The sequence below is a fragment of the Streptomyces sp. NPDC058751 genome (assembly GCF_042746485.1).
Classification (GTDB): Bacteria; Actinomycetota; Actinomycetes; order Streptomycetales; family Streptomycetaceae; genus Streptomyces.
On sequence record NZ_JBHYPZ010000025.1, the window covers coordinates 1 to 13,682 of the forward strand.

Here is a 13,682-nt window from a genome sequence, read left to right on the forward strand (position 1 = left end):
GCGGCGGCCGAGCCGCGCCTCCATCTCGCGTACGAGGGTGGGGATGTTGAACGGCCGCGGGAGTGGGAAATCGTCAAGATCCTCGACCAGCTGCTTGCGCAGCCGACGCAGGGAAGACATGGGCACCTCAGTCTGCAAGACGCGGGATCGCTCCCGCGCGGGGGACGCTTTCCAGGGACGCGGGTTCGTGGCAGAACGGTTCTGGTACAGCGCTACGCCTGCGTCTCATCACCGGTTGAGAACTCGGCGGCGACCTCGTTGAGGTAAGCGAGGAGTTCGGCCGACAGGCCTTCGGTGACGCCGCGGCCGGCCAGGCCTTGGACGTCCCCACGGTGCACGGCCCGGAGGAAGTTCAGCGACTCGAACACGCGCTTGACGACCTCGTGCTGGGGCTTGAAGAAGAGCGGGTCCACGTCGAAAAACTCGGCGACTGCTACCAGGATTGGCTCACCCGGCATGTACTCCATGCCCGTGTCCGGGTGGAGGGCGCCGGATCGCATCTTCCCGAGCGTGGGGTGCGAGATGACCTCACGCCGGTGGAAGCCGTTGATGGCCGTGGCGACGGCCCTGTCCGAAGACCTGTCGCCCCATGGTGCTTCCCCAGGTGGGAAGGCGTTGCCGATCAGGTACTCGATCTTCTCGGCCAGCGTCCTCGGCTCATGCTCGGCAGTTCTGTCATCCATCGCGCTCCCCACGGACAGGACCCATTCCTCCCCATAGACGCATCGGCATCACGATCACGCCAGGTGCGCCAACTTGCTTCCCTTTCAGAGGACTTGCATCACGGCTGGCCAGCTTTGCTGCAGGTCAATAGGCGGTGCCCTAGCAGCCAACCGAACACGTGAAGCAAGTTGCGCGATCACTCTACGCCACTGTTAAATCGATTTTCCACAGGGGAACGGGACGCACGCATATGCCAAGCTGCCCACTCCCGCCACCGTCGTAGGGGGGCGCGTGATAGTTCCGGACCAGCAGGGCGACCGCCGTGTACGCGTAGCTGATCTGCCGACCGCACGGGAGCTCGAGTGCCCGGGGCTGGACGGTGATCGTATGCCCACCGTCGGCGTGGGCGCCCGCCGGGCGCGCTTCGCGTTCTCCCCTGGGCCTGACTGCACACGATCCTGCTCGGATCAGGTCCGTGAGGTGATGGACCTGCTGCTGCCGGAACTCAGCCCTGCGGACTCCCTCGTCGACTGGGCCGCGGTGACCGCCGGCGAGTTCGTCACCCACCTGCTGCACGCCGTCCAGGGGAAAATGGCGTGCGAGCTTCGGATCGATGGAGAGCACCTGTACGTGTCGGTGGAGGCTGTCGACCGGTGCGGGGGAACGTGCACGACGCGCGGTGGCGGCCGTCGCCTCGTGGACCTGATCAGCATCGACGCAGGCTCGTACGAGAGCAACAGCGGCAAGCGCGTGATGTGGGCTGCGGCGGAAATCATCCCGGTCAGCGCCTCGGCAGCATGATCACGGCTGACTGGCGGGAACGGAGTTCAGCCGGTTAGACTCCGGGCGAATACCAGACACACGTAGGGCCCCCGCATCAGCGGGGGCCCTACGTGTTTCGTCAGGGGCTACGGCCTTCCACGTCTACGGCGGTGCGCCGCGAGGTCGGCGGGAGGCTTCGGCGGGGTCTGGCGCTCCTCAGCCTTCCGCTTCAGCTCCTCCTGGTGAGCGGCCACCGTCCGCTGGTAGCGCTCCTCGAAGTCGTCAACGTCGAGGTAGTCTTCCGCGTCCAGCCTGCGGACCGCTTCGTCGGCCTCAGCTGGTGTGCTGAACGCAGCGATCTGCGGGTGCAGCGTGTAGACGCCCCGCTGGAGCATGGTGACCATGCGGGCGAACTGCAGGTGCTGCAGTGCAAGACCGACCGCTGAGCGCTGGAGGCCGACCGCATCGGCGATGGCCTGCTGAGTGATGACGATGCGTCCTCCCGGCTCTTGAACACCTAGCAGGAAGAGCAGAACGCGCAGTGCGGGGCCGGGCACGCTTGGGACGAACGCGAACACGTTGGGCGACACCCAGAGATCGGGCGCGGATGCGTGTTCTTCGACCGGCTGTGCTGTCATCTATCCCTCCGCCTTCGGCTGCCGCGGCGCCCTACCCGGCAGCATGAGCTGTTTGAACTCGGTGGGGACCGTGGGGTCCTCGGCGAGGTCCGCGATCAGCTCCAACTGGTCCACTCTCCTGGTCGCCGGCTTCCGGTGAGCCGGGCGGCCAGGTTCTTCTACCTCGATGGTGCCACCCCGAAGCGATGCCTGGGGGTTCAGCTGATAGACGCCACGCTCGACCATGTGCACCAGGCCCAGGGCGTATACCCGCCCCATCGCCCGGTTGACGTGCACGCGGTTCAGTTGCAGCCCTGCAGCGATCTCCCTCTGCGTGGCCCTGATGGTGCCTCCGGGCTCCTGCGTCCCCATGAGGAAGAGCAGGACTCGTAGGGCCGCGATGTCATCGTGAAAGTAGACGGCCATCCATTTGAGGAACTCCAGGCTGTCCATGCTGAAGCCGCCACCGAGGAATCCCACGCTGGTGGGATTCCGTTCGACGATCGCCCTGTGCCCCTCGGGGAGCTTGACGACAGTGGCTGGCTTCGGCTGGGGACGGCGGGAACGGCGGTAGTCACTGGGGGCCGGCGCTGTCCGTTTCGACGGCGCGGGGTCCCCGGAGGGTGCCCGCTGGCGACGCGGGTCCTCAGAGGGTTGTGCTGACACGGGGTCATACGCTCCTCAAGATCGAATACCAGACGAGAAGCACCCTACTACCGGAGGCAACTATAGACGGCACAAGTGCAACTAATAATGGCACTCGGCGTGTCGGGAGTAGCCCTTGCCGTACGTCGAAGAGTCGGCGAATCGGTATGTCTACAGGGTCTGCCCCATTGCGCGCCCGACATGAACACCCGGGGCGCGCCTGGAAGTTGTGCAACTATACGTTGCATTAAGACTTGTGTTGTCGCGTCAGGTACAACGTCAAACGGCTCGAAGGTTGCCCCTGACGTACGTTACTTGCAAGTAGCAAGCCCCTGACCAGGCACTTTGCAGCGCCCTAACTCTTATAGCGTGCGCGCACGCGTGATACCTGACTATTCGCTCTAGCGCAAGAACAAACCAGTCCTCATAGAGCCCGGTGGTACCAGGGGCCTTCGCCGGCCCCTGGACCCCGCTCCCCCGGCACTCGTCAGCGCGAATCCGTCTCGTCGTGGCGTGCACCGTTCGCGCTGACGAGCACCGGGGCTGTGGGCGGTTGCCTGCAGCTTCATCTCCCACCTGTCTCTCCTTGCTGCCCGTCGTGAAGCTCAGCCACCGAAAATCAGCCACGACGACGCCGGTAGTCGAAGGATCAGGTGCACGTGTGCCTCCAGCAACCACTTCCCGGGAGCAACCACGTTTCTCTTCTGCGGTCTGCACCACGTGAGGTCCCCCATGCCCGGTGTCAGGCGAAGCGAAGGCAGTCGGTCCGGGATTGAGGCGCTTGCGCCGAAATCAGGTGCGGGTCCAGCGCCGCAGCGCTGGCGGGGGTCCAGGGGCGCGGAGCCCCTGGGTATCGCGCGGTAGTGCGATGTACCACCGCGGAGCCGCACGGCAGAACTCAGTCAGGGCATCGGCTAGCCCGGGAAGTTAGGGGGTTTCTCCCCGTTTTGGAGTTCAAGAGCCGAGGAGTTTTCTTTAGCCGTGGCCCACCAGTGAATGAGCTGGTAGGTGGTCTTCAGGCCCAACCTGGTGCGAAGGTCAGTGAGATGGTTGGAGAGCGTCTTCTCGCTGATCTGCAGGCGGTTCGCGATTTGCTTCTGGTCCAAGCCTGCGACCATCTCCCGAAGGATGGAGCGTTGGATCGCGTTGGTGATGCGTCCCGCCTGGTCCAAGGGCTCGGACCAGGAGTCAGCTCGATTCCAGTAGAGGTCATAAATCATTGCCATCCACTCGATAACAGCCCTATCGGTGACATACCACCCGGCGTGAGGTGGGGAGCCCTCCACGACGAGGTCTTCGATGAAGGCGTGCCGACGGTCAACGATGATCATGCGGGGGAAAGGGATGGAGAGTGTCCGGACGGCGGCCCCGCGCTTAACTACCTCTTGCATCCACTTCGGTTCGTGGATACCCACCCGGGCGCTGTAAGGGTAAAGAGTTCGCATGCGGCAGCCACGTTCCAGGAGCGCAATGTCACGATCCATGGCCATCGTGAGCAGACTCCTCGAGCGCTTGCGCGGCTGGGCGGTCAGCAGCTCCTCGATAGCTCCAGCCATGATCTTGTCGAGCGTGGCGTTGATCTGATCAGACTGCTCGAAGTACTCACTGCCTCCGCCGTCGTGCCACTTTCCGCGGTCGTGTTCGAGGGCGAGTTCTTCCGTGATTCTGGGGACGTTGGCGAGCTGACCGAGGATGCCGGTGACCTTGCTGATGCCGTCCCACAGAAGGTTCTGGGCGGTCTGCTGGGGGTCGAGGAGGATCCAGCGACCGGGGGCGTAGGTGTTCGGCACGACCGCGTGCAGCACGAGGAGCTCTTGTAGGCCAGGATCATCGTCGGCCATCGGCTCGTCGGCGGCGATGTGCTTGAGAGCACGTAGAGCGCGCTCGGAAAGCCCTGCATTGTCCTTCTCTGCGCCACTCTCGGGCGATTCGAACACTGTTGCGCCTTCGGGAATCGGAATTACAGGTTTCGGTAACCGGTCTGAACTTGCACTTGCCCCTGTCAACGATCAGCGTGTTCTTGTTGATCCTGATCAGCGGATCTCAGTGCGAATCCCGCCGACGTGGCCAAACGGCGTGCCACAGCGGAGATTGATCTTGCACGTTCCGGAGCCAACGACGCCATACGGAAGAGATGAACGCTGACCTGGGAGCGGGCGAGGCGGTCCTCTCGGCACGAACCAAAGGGGAACCACCGACCATGCCCAAGTCCCTGAAGAAACTGAGCACGATCGCATCGGCGCTCCTTCTCGCCTGCTCCCTCGCCCTCATCGGGGTGACCGTCGCGAAAGCCGCAGAAGGCACTCGCGACTTGGCCGACTCGTGGTGGGGCCTGACGGTGCCCGAGGGTGAGCCGGTGGTGTCGGAGCCGATTCCGGCCGTCACTCCCGGGGCGGAGGCCGCACCAGCAGATTCCGTATGGGGCTGACCAGTCGCTGGAGCGCTGGAGACAGGTAGGTGAATCAGGCCGACGCCCGCCTTGGGCGCATGACCTGATTCTGACCGTTTGTTAGAAGTTGGCCGCGGCGCCGGAGGCTGCGGACGACGGATTCGATGTAGCCCGGGTCCGGGTCGATGCCAGCCCGAGTGAGCACAGCGGCCATGTCGTCGGGCGACAGCCAGGACCCCTGCGGCATTCGGGAGAGCACGAAGCGTGCAGCCGGCTTCGGCCTTCTGGTCGTGGACACGACGGCTCCTCTGTGAGGCGGGGGCGGTCGCTGTGCGTCCCCGGCTGATTTGCGCGATTCAGCGGAATCGTACAGTACGAACGGCTTGGGGTGCGGAGCCCTGGACCCACCCCGCTGGATCTGAGCCGCAGGGTGTCGCAAGATGTCAAAAAGTCAAACAGACGTTCGATTTATGGGGGCGGCACGGGGTGAACACTCGGACGGCGGAGGACATCACAGAGGAAGTCGAGCGACTGGTCTCGGTGATGCTGGAGAGCGACGACGACCACATGGTCGACGGCGCCTACAGGCACCTGTACCGCCTCACCCTGCCCAGACTCACTGCCTGGCTCGCGCGGCGGGAATCGAACGAGCACGTTCGCGAGGAACTCCTGCAGGAAATCTGGTTCAAGACGCTCCGTAACCTCTACGCCAACCGCTACACCCCGCGGGAGAACGGCAGCTTCCTGGCCTGGTTCTTCAGCATCGCCGGGAGCGTGCATACCGACTATCTGCGCCGCTGCAAGGTGCGGGCCAACGACCACCTGACCGCTGACATGCTGATGCTGGACCGTGCCAGCGAGCAGATGACCCCCGAAGATGCAGCGGAAACCCGGCAAGTCACCGAGGCCGTAGCCGTGTTGCTCGCGATGCTTCCCCAAGGGCAGCAAGACGTCCTCAAGTTGCGCTTTTTTGAGGGTCTGTCCACACGTGAGGTCGCTGCGAAACTGGGCAAGAGGGAAGGTAATATCCGGACTTTGCAGCATCGTGGGCTGTCGAAGCTCGCGGCAGCTATTCCCTCACCATCGTCAGGGAAGCCAGTTGTCGAGTACCTTCTGACGGTCGCCGCTGGAGCTCACCGCACGCGCTCCGGCCCGGGGGAGACGAACACATTGAGGGAGAAGGTCGAGCATGCTCGTGCCCGCTAGCGCCGCCACCCGTCTGGCGCGCTGCCTTGACGGCGAAGCTCCGACCCCGCACGACAGCTCGACTCTCCAGGCTGTCCTGGCCGCGGCCGCCCTGGCGCCAGCGCCTGCGATATCCGCGGCGGCCGCTGCGCGCGTCGAGACGAACAGCCTCGCAGAACTCCGCCGTCTTCGGGCCGCCCGCCAAGCTGCGTCCGCAGACGCCGGCAGCCGTGACGGCCTCGCTGGCGGCGGCAGCGCAGTCGTCATCACGACCCCTGACGGGCGCATCGTGCGCGCCGTCTCGTCGATCGACGATCTCGACGAGCAGAGCGTTCTCGAGGACATCGCGCAGGCCAGACAGGATGAACGTACGCAAGGACACATGTGAACGATCCCCGGGCTGAGACCGATCCGGCTGCGGGCATCCGAGTACAGGTCACCGACCTCAAGTCATCGGCTGACGCTCTTTACTTCGAAGACGACGACGGCCAACCCGTTCTACTGATCCGGCGCCTGCAGTCCTTCCCTTCCGCGGTCGAAGGCGTTCAAGACGCGATGGAGATCTCTGAGGAGCGCGCAAGGGCCATCGTCCGCTTTCACCACCCCGAAGCCGTCACGTGGGGCGAACAGGACGCCTCCCACCTACTTGCCGTCCCGCCGTCTGGTCCGGTACCACCTGCGCGAAAGCAGGGACAGCCGCCGGCGCCCGAGAGCAAGCCGGCCCGGCACCTGCGCCTTGTGCCGCGCTGGACAGTGACTGCTATCGCTGCGGTGGCGGCATTGGGCGCCAGCTACACCCTGGCGGGCGAGCGAGGCGCCTCGCAGGCTACGCCGGATGCCACGGGCGGAATCCAGCTTTCTGACGCCCAGCCGTACGCGTCGGCCGCCTTCAAGGACTTCGCGACCGACGGCGAGATGTCCTGCACGCCGACTGGCCCGCTCGAAGCCAAATGCGTCGACGTCGACGGCAAGGTGCTGTACTCCGAGGCTTCCGTCGGTTCGGATTGGACCCAGTTCAGCTTCACCTACGACAAAGGCGACAACCAGATCGGGCTGCGCGTCTTCTCCAACGAGGCCGCCGCGAAGCTATGGGCGCAGGAAGATGGATCGCGGGAAAGTGTTCACAACCTGATCCAGTACGGGCGCTTCGCCCTATGGGGAAACGACAGCTCCCGCATCCAGGAGTACCTCTGCCTGCTGAAGGACCAGGACGAGCCGAGCAGCGTTCTGGAGTCCCGCACCTCCGGCCGGCATGCAGGCGAGGCTGAACACGTCGTCGTGGCCGCAGGAAAGCAGGCTCAACCCAAGCCTCACCAGCCGAAGCACGCCAAGAAGAAGGCAACGGTGGCGAGCGGCCGTGCGCACGACGTGCATGTGCAGCGTGTGCAGAGGACGGCCAGCGCGCCCGTGGGGCAGGTGGCCCCCATGCCGCGGCGCCTGGCCGTGCTGGCCCTCGGTACGCTCGGCATCGACCCTGCCAATCCCCCGACACTGGCCGAAGCGAACACGCTGCAGGAGATGGGGACTCTGGTCGCCGTCAGCATTGTCATGGGCGTCGATCCGGCAGACACGGGGATGCCCGTGCAGGACATCCTGGTGCTGGACATGAACGGGGCGGACGGCGTTACCAACGCTGTCAACGCGCGACATTCCGCCATGTTCGAAGGTGGTGAGCATGCGGTCCCCGCGAAGCCGGAGACGGTGGCTGTGATGGCCCCTGCCGCCGACCGGCAGCCGCCGACGGTCCCAGCGATGTCGCAGCCCCAGGAGACTCCGGCGACCACGCCCCAGGAGCCGGCTGGCGACAATCCGAGCACGCAGCCGCCCGCGCCGGAGGATCCTCCGCTGGCCATCGAGCCCGTCGAGACCGGTACCGCGGCACCCATCGAACAGCCTGTCCTCGAGGGCCCGGCCGTTGAGCCGGAGCAGCCCGTCGACGAGGGCCTGGACGGCGCCGTGACCACCCCGCCCGCGGACGCCGAAGCCCCCATGCCGGTTGAGGAACCGGACACGGGGGCGGAGCCGGAGACAGCACCGGATGCCTGGTGCCGCGACCAGGCTGCGCAGGGCTAGAACGGCGGGTCATCCCCACCGGGTCCGGTGTTCCACTGGTCGCCGCTGCGGGCCGGACCGCTGGACGCAGTCCGGCTCGTCTTGGTCACCTTCGCCGTCGCGTTGGACAGGGCGGCGCCGACCTCGTCGACGTCCAGCTCGTACACCGTGCGCTTCACCCCCTCCCGGTCCTCGTAGGACCGCTGTTTGAGGCGTCCCTGCACGATGACGCGCATGCCGCGCTGCAGGGACTCGGTGACGTTCTCGGCCGCCTGGCGCCACACCGAGCAGGTCAGGAACAGGCTCTCCCCGTCCTTCCACTCGTTGGCCTGCCGGTCGAACGTCCGCGGAGTGGAGGCTACGCGGAACTTCGACACCGGGGCCCCTCCGGGCGTGAAGCGCAGCTCGGGGTCGTCGACGAGGTTGCCGACGAGGGTGATCATGGTCTCGCCTGCCACGGCGGGATCCTTCCTGCAGGGCCGGCCCGGACAGGCGGGCCGGCCGGTGGGCGGGACTAGGAGAAGAGCAGCTTCCAGGTGACCGGACCGGGCAGACCGTCCGCGTCGCTGGCCAGCTCCTTGCGCGAGCGCTGGAAGTCGCGGACGTTCAGCCGGTCGGCGTCCGACCACTTGGGCCCGGGGCCGGTGGTGTAGTGCTCGCCGAAGCCCTTCTTCACCAGCTGCTTGCCGAGGGTGGTGATGTGCGAGTTGTTCTTGCCGGGGCCGAACTTGTCGCTGCCGGGGAACGGCGGTGCCGGCTTCGCGGTGACCTTGCCGGGCAGGGTGCCGAGCAGTTCCTTGAGGGAGGTCTCTCCCGGGATGCCGTCCGCGTCCGCGCCGCTGAACCCGAGAGACTCCTGGAAGTCCTGGTAGTTCACCGTGTCGGCGTCGGTCCAGGTTGGGCCGGGGCCGCTGGTGTAGTGCTTGCCGAAGCCGGCTTTGACCAGGGCCTGGCCGACCTTGGTGACGTGGTCGCCCTTGGCGCCGTAGCCGTAGACCAGGCCGTTGATGGTGACCTGCGCGCGGGAGACGGCGGAGCCGCTCCCTGGGAGGGAGCCGCCCGGGTTCGGGGCAGGTGCGTAGTCGCCGGCCGGCATGCCCGCCTTCACCCAGGTGTAGAGCTTAGTGCCGGGGCAGGCGGTCGCGAAGCCGTCCCGGTGGCCGCGCTTGGCGAGGGTACGGCCGGTCTTCTTGCACGCCTCCTCGTACAGGGCCCGGCACGCGGCAAGAGCCTTGGCGCTGGGCTCCTGATCACCGCCGATGGCGATCTGTACGCCGATGCCGCTGACGTTGTGGTTGGGGCAGTGGGCACCCTGCAGGCCCCAGCCGCGGCCCTCGTAGATGTTGCCGGCCTGGTCGACGACGAAGTGGTAGCCGACGCCGGACCAGCCGTTGCCCAGATGCTCTGCCTCGATGGCGCGCATGATCGCGTAGCCGGTGCGGGTGATCGGGGTGCCGCCGTCGTAGTGGACGAAGAACTCGGTCCGCTGCGACAGCGAGACCGATGCCGGCGTGCCGTTCCACGCCTTCGCGCCCCAGGTAGCGCGGGAAATGATCGTGACCATGGGTGGTGTCCTCCGGTGACTGTGTTCGAGGAGGGCACCGTGCCGGGCACGGCCGGTTAGCGTCGCGTGCTCACTCGACGATGTCGGCGTCCACGACGTCGTCGTCCGCCTGCTCGATCGCGGGCGGGTACTCGACCGCGTGCAGGGTGACGGCCAGGCGCTGCGCGAGCCCTTCGAAGTCCGCTTCCACCTGCTCCTCGCTGCCGTCTTCGGGGGCGAGTTGTGCATCCAGGCCGTAGCCCTCGACGTAGTCGGATCCGTGCTGGTGGGTGAGGTACCAGGCGGAGGCCTTCCAGTCGGGGACCTGGCGCTTGACGGTCGTCTCCTCGACGATCTGGCCGCTCACCGAGTCGCGGAACCTGCGCGTGACCTCCTCCAGGACCGCGCCGCCGGCTCCCGCGCGCTGGATCTGAGCCATGGCGCGGGCAGCCGCCTGCGCGCGAGCGCCCGTGACCTTGTCGTACAGGTCGACGTACGGGACTTCCGCCGCTTCCGGGGCCTGACCTGTATCGATGGCGAGCGCCTGGTCGCGGCCGCGGGTGAGCCAGTAGGTGAGGGTGCGGCGGGATACGCCCGCGAACTCGGCTGCGTTTCCCAGGGACAGACCCATGCGGCTGCCCTCCACGAGCCGTTCGATGACCTGGTCGGTCATCAGGCGTGGGCGCATCATGACGGCCGGGATGCGGGGCGGCCGGCGCGGCTTTCGACGGGGCATGGCAGGAACGTACGAATCGGGCGGTCTACTGTCCGGGCGTGAACAGTTCCCCGCAGGATGGGCAGCAGACGGTGCGGGCCCGGTCGTTGTCGCCGCTGTCGGCGAATTCGCCTCCCATCCCGCCGAGGTCCTGGAGCTCGTCGGCGTCCGGGGAACCGCCGGGCAGGGACTCAGGATCAACCTGGCGCAGGAGTTCCTCCATCTCGTCGTCGCCGTAGTTGAGCGAGTCGAAGAGTTCGGCGTCGCCGGTGGCGAGCTCTTCAAGGTATTCGGCGAGTGACCGCGAGTCCCAGCCAGCCGCCTCGGTGAGGCGGTTGAGCTTGATGATCACGGCCTTGGCTTCGAGATCGTTGCGCGAGGACCATCCGCGCTGGACGGGGACGAGCCACCCGCCGTCCTCGTCGATGAGGAGCCCGTCCGGCAGACGGGCGCCGCGGGCCTGCATCTCGATCAGCGCTTCCCGGCGGCCGTGTCCGCCGATGATCAGCCCGGTGCGCTCGTCGACGATGCCCTGGTCCAGGAAGCCGTGCGTCTCGATCGACTCGATGAGCCGTTCGATCTCGTGCCTCTTCGGGTTGCCGGGGCTGGGGGTGAGGTCTGTGAGCGGGACGTACGAGGTGTAGCGCGGCGCGGCGATCGTGCTCATGGGACCCCTCGGCGTGGCGGTGGAGGTTTCCCCGGCGGCAGCGACACGGTCAGCGAGCCCGCGGACTTCTACCGCGGCGCCCCGGTGTCTCGCTGGACAGGGCATGCCGTCATGGCCGGACCGTGTCGCGCCGCCGGGCCGGGCCGGCCTGTTCCGGAAAGGCCGAACCGGAGCCGCCCGATGCTGCGCGTGTGCACGGCGCGCAGGCGTGGCGACCGGGGCGAACCGTAGGAGGTCAGCCGACTTGTGTCGCGTGCTCCCGGTGATCGACTTCCGCGCCATCCGTACTGTATGGTTGACGCATTCAAGCCAACGGCGATTCAGTCGCCGGGGACTGGTGTAACGAATGGCATGCCTGCCGCGTCTGAAGGGCTGTCATCGCAGCACCGGGCCACGGGCAACACAGCACCCTTACACCCCGGGACACAGCGAACCCGGGGGGGGAAGGACACACATGAGCCAGGACAGCACGACCGCCACGGCCGTCGAGACGGGCAATCTCGACCGCGACGCGCTGCTGATGCGCTTCGTCAAGAGCATCGTTGACGACCGCTACGAGAAGGTCCTGTCGGCGGCCGACGCCGCGCGCCTCGCCGAGTACGCCGAGAAGGACACCACGACGGTCAAGCCCAAGTTCGGCGAGCTGGTGCTCGGCTCGCGCACCGTTGCCGAGCCCAAGGACAAGCTCATCGTCCACGACGAAGGCGCGTTCACCTCCTGGGCTGAGGGAAGCAATCACGGCACGTGGAAGTTCGTCGTTGACCCCACGTGGAAAACCGCGACACTGAGGTACGCCACATGGGATGAGGCGAACCAGGTCGCCGTCACGAAGACCGGCGAGGTCATCCCCGGCGTCAAGCTGCAGAAGGCGCCCCCGCCCTCCAGTGTCACGCAGAAGCCCAACCCCGAAGCGTTTGCCGAGCTCGGCAAGATGCTGCGACAGGGCCGCTTCACGGCCGACCTGCGCGCCCTGCTCCCCGCGCCCGAGGACGCCGCCGAGCCCGCGCAGTAGCCACCAGCCGTCGCCCGTCGCACGCTTCCGGCGGCCCGCCCCCCTGCTGGGCCGCCCCTTCCAAGGAACCCCATGAACGCCATCACGATCCCGTCCAGGGTCTACACCCGGCTGCGCGCCGCGCGCATCCCCGCTCACGCATGGGTCGTCGCCATCCACCTCCTCGTCAACACCGACAAGCAGGGATGGCGCACCTGCAGCTCGCTCGCATCCGACACCCTGCTGACCACCCACCAGATCCGGCAGTCCGCCCGCGCCTTGGACAACGCCGGCCTGATCGAACGCGGCCGCCGATACGCCAAGGTTGACGGCCGCAAGACCACGATGACGTCATACCGGCTCAAGGACGGCGTCCGATGACCGCCGCTACCGGATCGCTTCAGGAGCTTGACGACCTCGTCCCAGAGCTGGAGTTCCGAGCGGGACGCATGCCCGACGTGCAGTTCACGCAGGTGCCCAACTGGGTATTTCTGGCTGACGGCATCAAGCCACAGGCGCAAGCCCTGTATGTGCAGCTTGTGATGCACCTGAACAGGTCCCGCGGCGACAGCTTGGTCTGGCCCTCCCAGAAGTCTCTTGCCGCACGCCTTGGCCTGAACCGGGTGCAATCGCTCACCCAGTACGTCGAGCAGCTTGAAGCGCTCGGGGCGATCGAGGTCGAGAAGCAGCGCTACCAGGGCAAGATGCGGCAGCGGTGCGTCTACACCATCCACATGGTCCCGCCGGACGGCTACACGGGCCCCATGGACCTGGACCAGTGGTCCGCAGCCCACACGGACCTCATCCGCGGGAAAAAGCCCACCGAGAAGGCTACGGCGCCCGGCCCGGAGCCCAAGCTCGCCGTTGAACCGACACCTGTTCCCGAGGCCGACGCTGCGAGCACCCCCGCGGCACCGGCCGAGCCGAGGGCCCGCAAACCGCGGAAGAAGGCTGAGAAGTCACCCGAGGAGCAGGCTCTGGAGGACAAGGCCACCGCGGGCGCGGAGTGGTGGTGGGGCCAGCGGAAGACCAAGGCGAACCCGGAACCGAAGCCGGGCCGTCTCGCTGAGCTCGTCACCCTCAAGAAGATGGCCCCGTACGTCGGCAACAAGTCCAGCGCCTACCACGCCACCCGGACACTGATCCTCAACGCCCTCAAGGCCAACTACGCCCCCGAAATCATCGCCAAGGCACTGGAAGACGGCGGCCGAGCCTTCCCCTCACGGCAGCAGTTCGAGGACGCGTGCGCCGTCGCGGCCGGCGTGAACGTCAACCGTCCGCGCCCGGGGGGAACGGGCCGCACTCCCGCGTACAACGACGACGCGACCTGGCGCACCCGGAAGCAGCAGAAGAGCAGCCCCCCACAAGGCGCGAAGCCCGCCGAGGACGACGAGTTCGGGCTGCGCGGACTTGCCGACTCGGCATGACCGCCGACCACACGTCCCCAAGGAGC

15 protein-coding genes and 1 pseudogene are annotated in these 13,682 nt (G+C 66.8%); 8 read left to right on the top strand and 8 right to left on the bottom strand.

All coding sequences use genetic code 11. The annotated features are described in order from the left end of the window. Positions 1–212: 212 nt before the first annotated feature. On the bottom strand, positions 213–683 hold the full coding sequence (locus tag ACFW6B_RS22870) for a hypothetical protein (protein WP_386598365.1): 471 nt from the start codon (positions 681–683) through the stop codon (positions 213–215). Between the two features lie 463 nt (positions 684–1,146). Between ACFW6B_RS22870 and ACFW6B_RS22875 the strand changes: the two genes are divergently transcribed. Then, positions 1,147–1,464 carry a hypothetical protein gene (locus ACFW6B_RS22875; protein ID WP_386598367.1) on the top strand — a complete coding sequence of 106 codons (318 nt, stop codon included), beginning with the start codon at positions 1,147–1,149 and terminating at the stop codon, positions 1,462–1,464. A 107-nt stretch (positions 1,465–1,571) separates the two neighbouring features. On the opposite strand, the gene ACFW6B_RS22880 is transcribed toward ACFW6B_RS22875, so the two are convergent. The 3 genes from ACFW6B_RS22880 to ACFW6B_RS22890 all read right to left on the bottom strand — a co-directional run bounded on the left by ACFW6B_RS22880 (position 1,572) and on the right by ACFW6B_RS22890 (position 4,624). Continuing rightward, entirely contained in the window at positions 1,572–2,063 is a 492-nt protein-coding gene (locus tag ACFW6B_RS22880; RefSeq protein ID WP_386598368.1) for a hypothetical protein, read from the bottom strand. Beyond that, positions 2,064–2,522 carry a hypothetical protein gene (locus ACFW6B_RS22885; RefSeq protein ID WP_386598369.1) on the bottom strand — a complete coding sequence of 153 codons (459 nt, stop codon included), beginning with the start codon at positions 2,520–2,522 and terminating at the stop codon, positions 2,064–2,066. Positions 2,523–3,601: 1,079 nt separating this feature from the next. Next, entirely contained in the window at positions 3,602–4,624 is a 1,023-nt protein-coding gene (locus ACFW6B_RS22890; protein ID WP_386598371.1) for a LuxR C-terminal-related transcriptional regulator, read from the bottom strand. Positions 4,625–4,887: 263 nt separating this feature from the next. Between ACFW6B_RS22890 and ACFW6B_RS22895 the strand changes: the two genes are divergently transcribed. The 4 genes from ACFW6B_RS22895 to ACFW6B_RS22910 all read left to right on the top strand — a co-directional run bounded on the left by ACFW6B_RS22895 (position 4,888) and on the right by ACFW6B_RS22910 (position 8,334). Continuing rightward, on the top strand, positions 4,888–5,115 hold the full coding sequence (locus tag ACFW6B_RS22895) for a hypothetical protein (protein ID WP_386598372.1): 228 nt from the start codon (positions 4,888–4,890) through the stop codon (positions 5,113–5,115). 447 nt (positions 5,116–5,562) lie between these two features. After that, positions 5,563–6,282 (top strand): RNA polymerase sigma factor, encoded by a 720-nt coding sequence (locus ACFW6B_RS22900; protein WP_386598373.1) that lies wholly within the window; start codon positions 5,563–5,565, stop codon positions 6,280–6,282. Then, entirely contained in the window at positions 6,266–6,649 is a 384-nt protein-coding gene (locus ACFW6B_RS22905; protein ID WP_386598374.1) for a hypothetical protein, read from the top strand. Before ACFW6B_RS22900 ends, ACFW6B_RS22905 begins: the two co-directional genes overlap by 17 nt. Further along, positions 6,646–8,334, top strand: coding sequence for a hypothetical protein (locus ACFW6B_RS22910; protein ID WP_386598375.1), 1,689 nt, complete (start codon positions 6,646–6,648; stop codon positions 8,332–8,334). Before ACFW6B_RS22905 ends, ACFW6B_RS22910 begins: the two co-directional genes overlap by 4 nt. A gap of 14 nt (positions 8,335–8,348) precedes the next feature. Here ACFW6B_RS22910 and ACFW6B_RS22915 read toward each other — a convergent pair. From ACFW6B_RS22915 to ACFW6B_RS22930, 4 genes and pseudogenes are all read right to left on the bottom strand, one after another. Further along, a pseudogene (locus tag ACFW6B_RS22915) lies at positions 8,349–8,771 on the bottom strand (single-stranded DNA-binding protein); the annotation flags it as partial. 56 nt (positions 8,772–8,827) lie between these two features. Beyond that, positions 8,828–9,877, bottom strand: a complete 1,050-nt coding sequence (locus ACFW6B_RS22920; RefSeq protein ID WP_386598376.1) for a peptidoglycan-binding protein — start codon at positions 9,875–9,877, stop codon at positions 8,828–8,830. A gap of 70 nt (positions 9,878–9,947) precedes the next feature. Then, complete coding sequence (locus tag ACFW6B_RS22925; protein WP_386598377.1) at positions 9,948–10,592, bottom strand: hypothetical protein; 645 nt, start codon at positions 10,590–10,592, stop codon at positions 9,948–9,950. A 25-nt stretch (positions 10,593–10,617) separates the two neighbouring features. Further along, positions 10,618–11,238 (bottom strand): ParB N-terminal domain-containing protein, encoded by a 621-nt coding sequence (locus tag ACFW6B_RS22930; protein WP_386598378.1) that lies wholly within the window; start codon positions 11,236–11,238, stop codon positions 10,618–10,620. Between the two features lie 454 nt (positions 11,239–11,692). Here ACFW6B_RS22930 and ACFW6B_RS22935 point away from each other — a divergent pair, with 454 nt between their 5' ends. The 3 genes from ACFW6B_RS22935 to ACFW6B_RS22945 all read left to right on the top strand — a co-directional run bounded on the left by ACFW6B_RS22935 (position 11,693) and on the right by ACFW6B_RS22945 (position 13,656). Next, positions 11,693–12,250 carry a hypothetical protein gene (locus ACFW6B_RS22935; RefSeq protein WP_386598379.1) on the top strand — a complete coding sequence of 186 codons (558 nt, stop codon included), beginning with the start codon at positions 11,693–11,695 and terminating at the stop codon, positions 12,248–12,250. A gap of 72 nt (positions 12,251–12,322) precedes the next feature. After that, on the top strand, positions 12,323–12,610 hold the full coding sequence (locus ACFW6B_RS22940) for a hypothetical protein (protein ID WP_386598381.1): 288 nt from the start codon (positions 12,323–12,325) through the stop codon (positions 12,608–12,610). Positions 12,611–12,852: 242 nt separating this feature from the next. Then, the gene (locus ACFW6B_RS22945; RefSeq protein WP_386598382.1) at positions 12,853–13,656 is read left to right on the top strand and encodes a hypothetical protein; all 804 of its coding nucleotides are present in this window, start codon (positions 12,853–12,855) and stop codon (positions 13,654–13,656) included. The last annotated feature ends 26 nt before the right edge of the window (positions 13,657–13,682 follow it).

Bases quoted from the DNA above. Each gene is read 5' to 3' on its own strand.
- ACFW6B_RS22940 (WP_386598381.1), top strand. From the start codon at position 12,323: ATGAACGCCATCACGATCCCGTCCAGGGTCTACACCCGGCTGCGCGCC.
- ACFW6B_RS22880 (WP_386598368.1), bottom strand. From the start codon at position 2,063: ATGACAGCACAGCCGGTCGAAGAACACGCATCCGCGCCCGATCTCTGG.
- ACFW6B_RS22925 (WP_386598377.1), bottom strand. From the start codon at position 10,592: ATGCCCCGTCGAAAGCCGCGCCGGCCGCCCCGCATCCCGGCCGTCATG.
- ACFW6B_RS22905 (WP_386598374.1), top strand. From the start codon at position 6,266: ATGCTCGTGCCCGCTAGCGCCGCCACCCGTCTGGCGCGCTGCCTTGAC.
- ACFW6B_RS22920 (WP_386598376.1), bottom strand. From the start codon at position 9,877: ATGGTCACGATCATTTCCCGCGCTACCTGGGGCGCGAAGGCGTGGAAC.
- ACFW6B_RS22935 (WP_386598379.1), top strand. From the start codon at position 11,693: ATGAGCCAGGACAGCACGACCGCCACGGCCGTCGAGACGGGCAATCTC.
- ACFW6B_RS22895 (WP_386598372.1), top strand. From the start codon at position 4,888: ATGCCCAAGTCCCTGAAGAAACTGAGCACGATCGCATCGGCGCTCCTT.
- ACFW6B_RS22875 (WP_386598367.1), top strand. From the start codon at position 1,147: ATGGACCTGCTGCTGCCGGAACTCAGCCCTGCGGACTCCCTCGTCGAC.
- ACFW6B_RS22870 (WP_386598365.1), bottom strand. From the start codon at position 683: ATGGATGACAGAACTGCCGAGCATGAGCCGAGGACGCTGGCCGAGAAG.
- ACFW6B_RS22930 (WP_386598378.1), bottom strand. From the start codon at position 11,238: ATGAGCACGATCGCCGCGCCGCGCTACACCTCGTACGTCCCGCTCACA.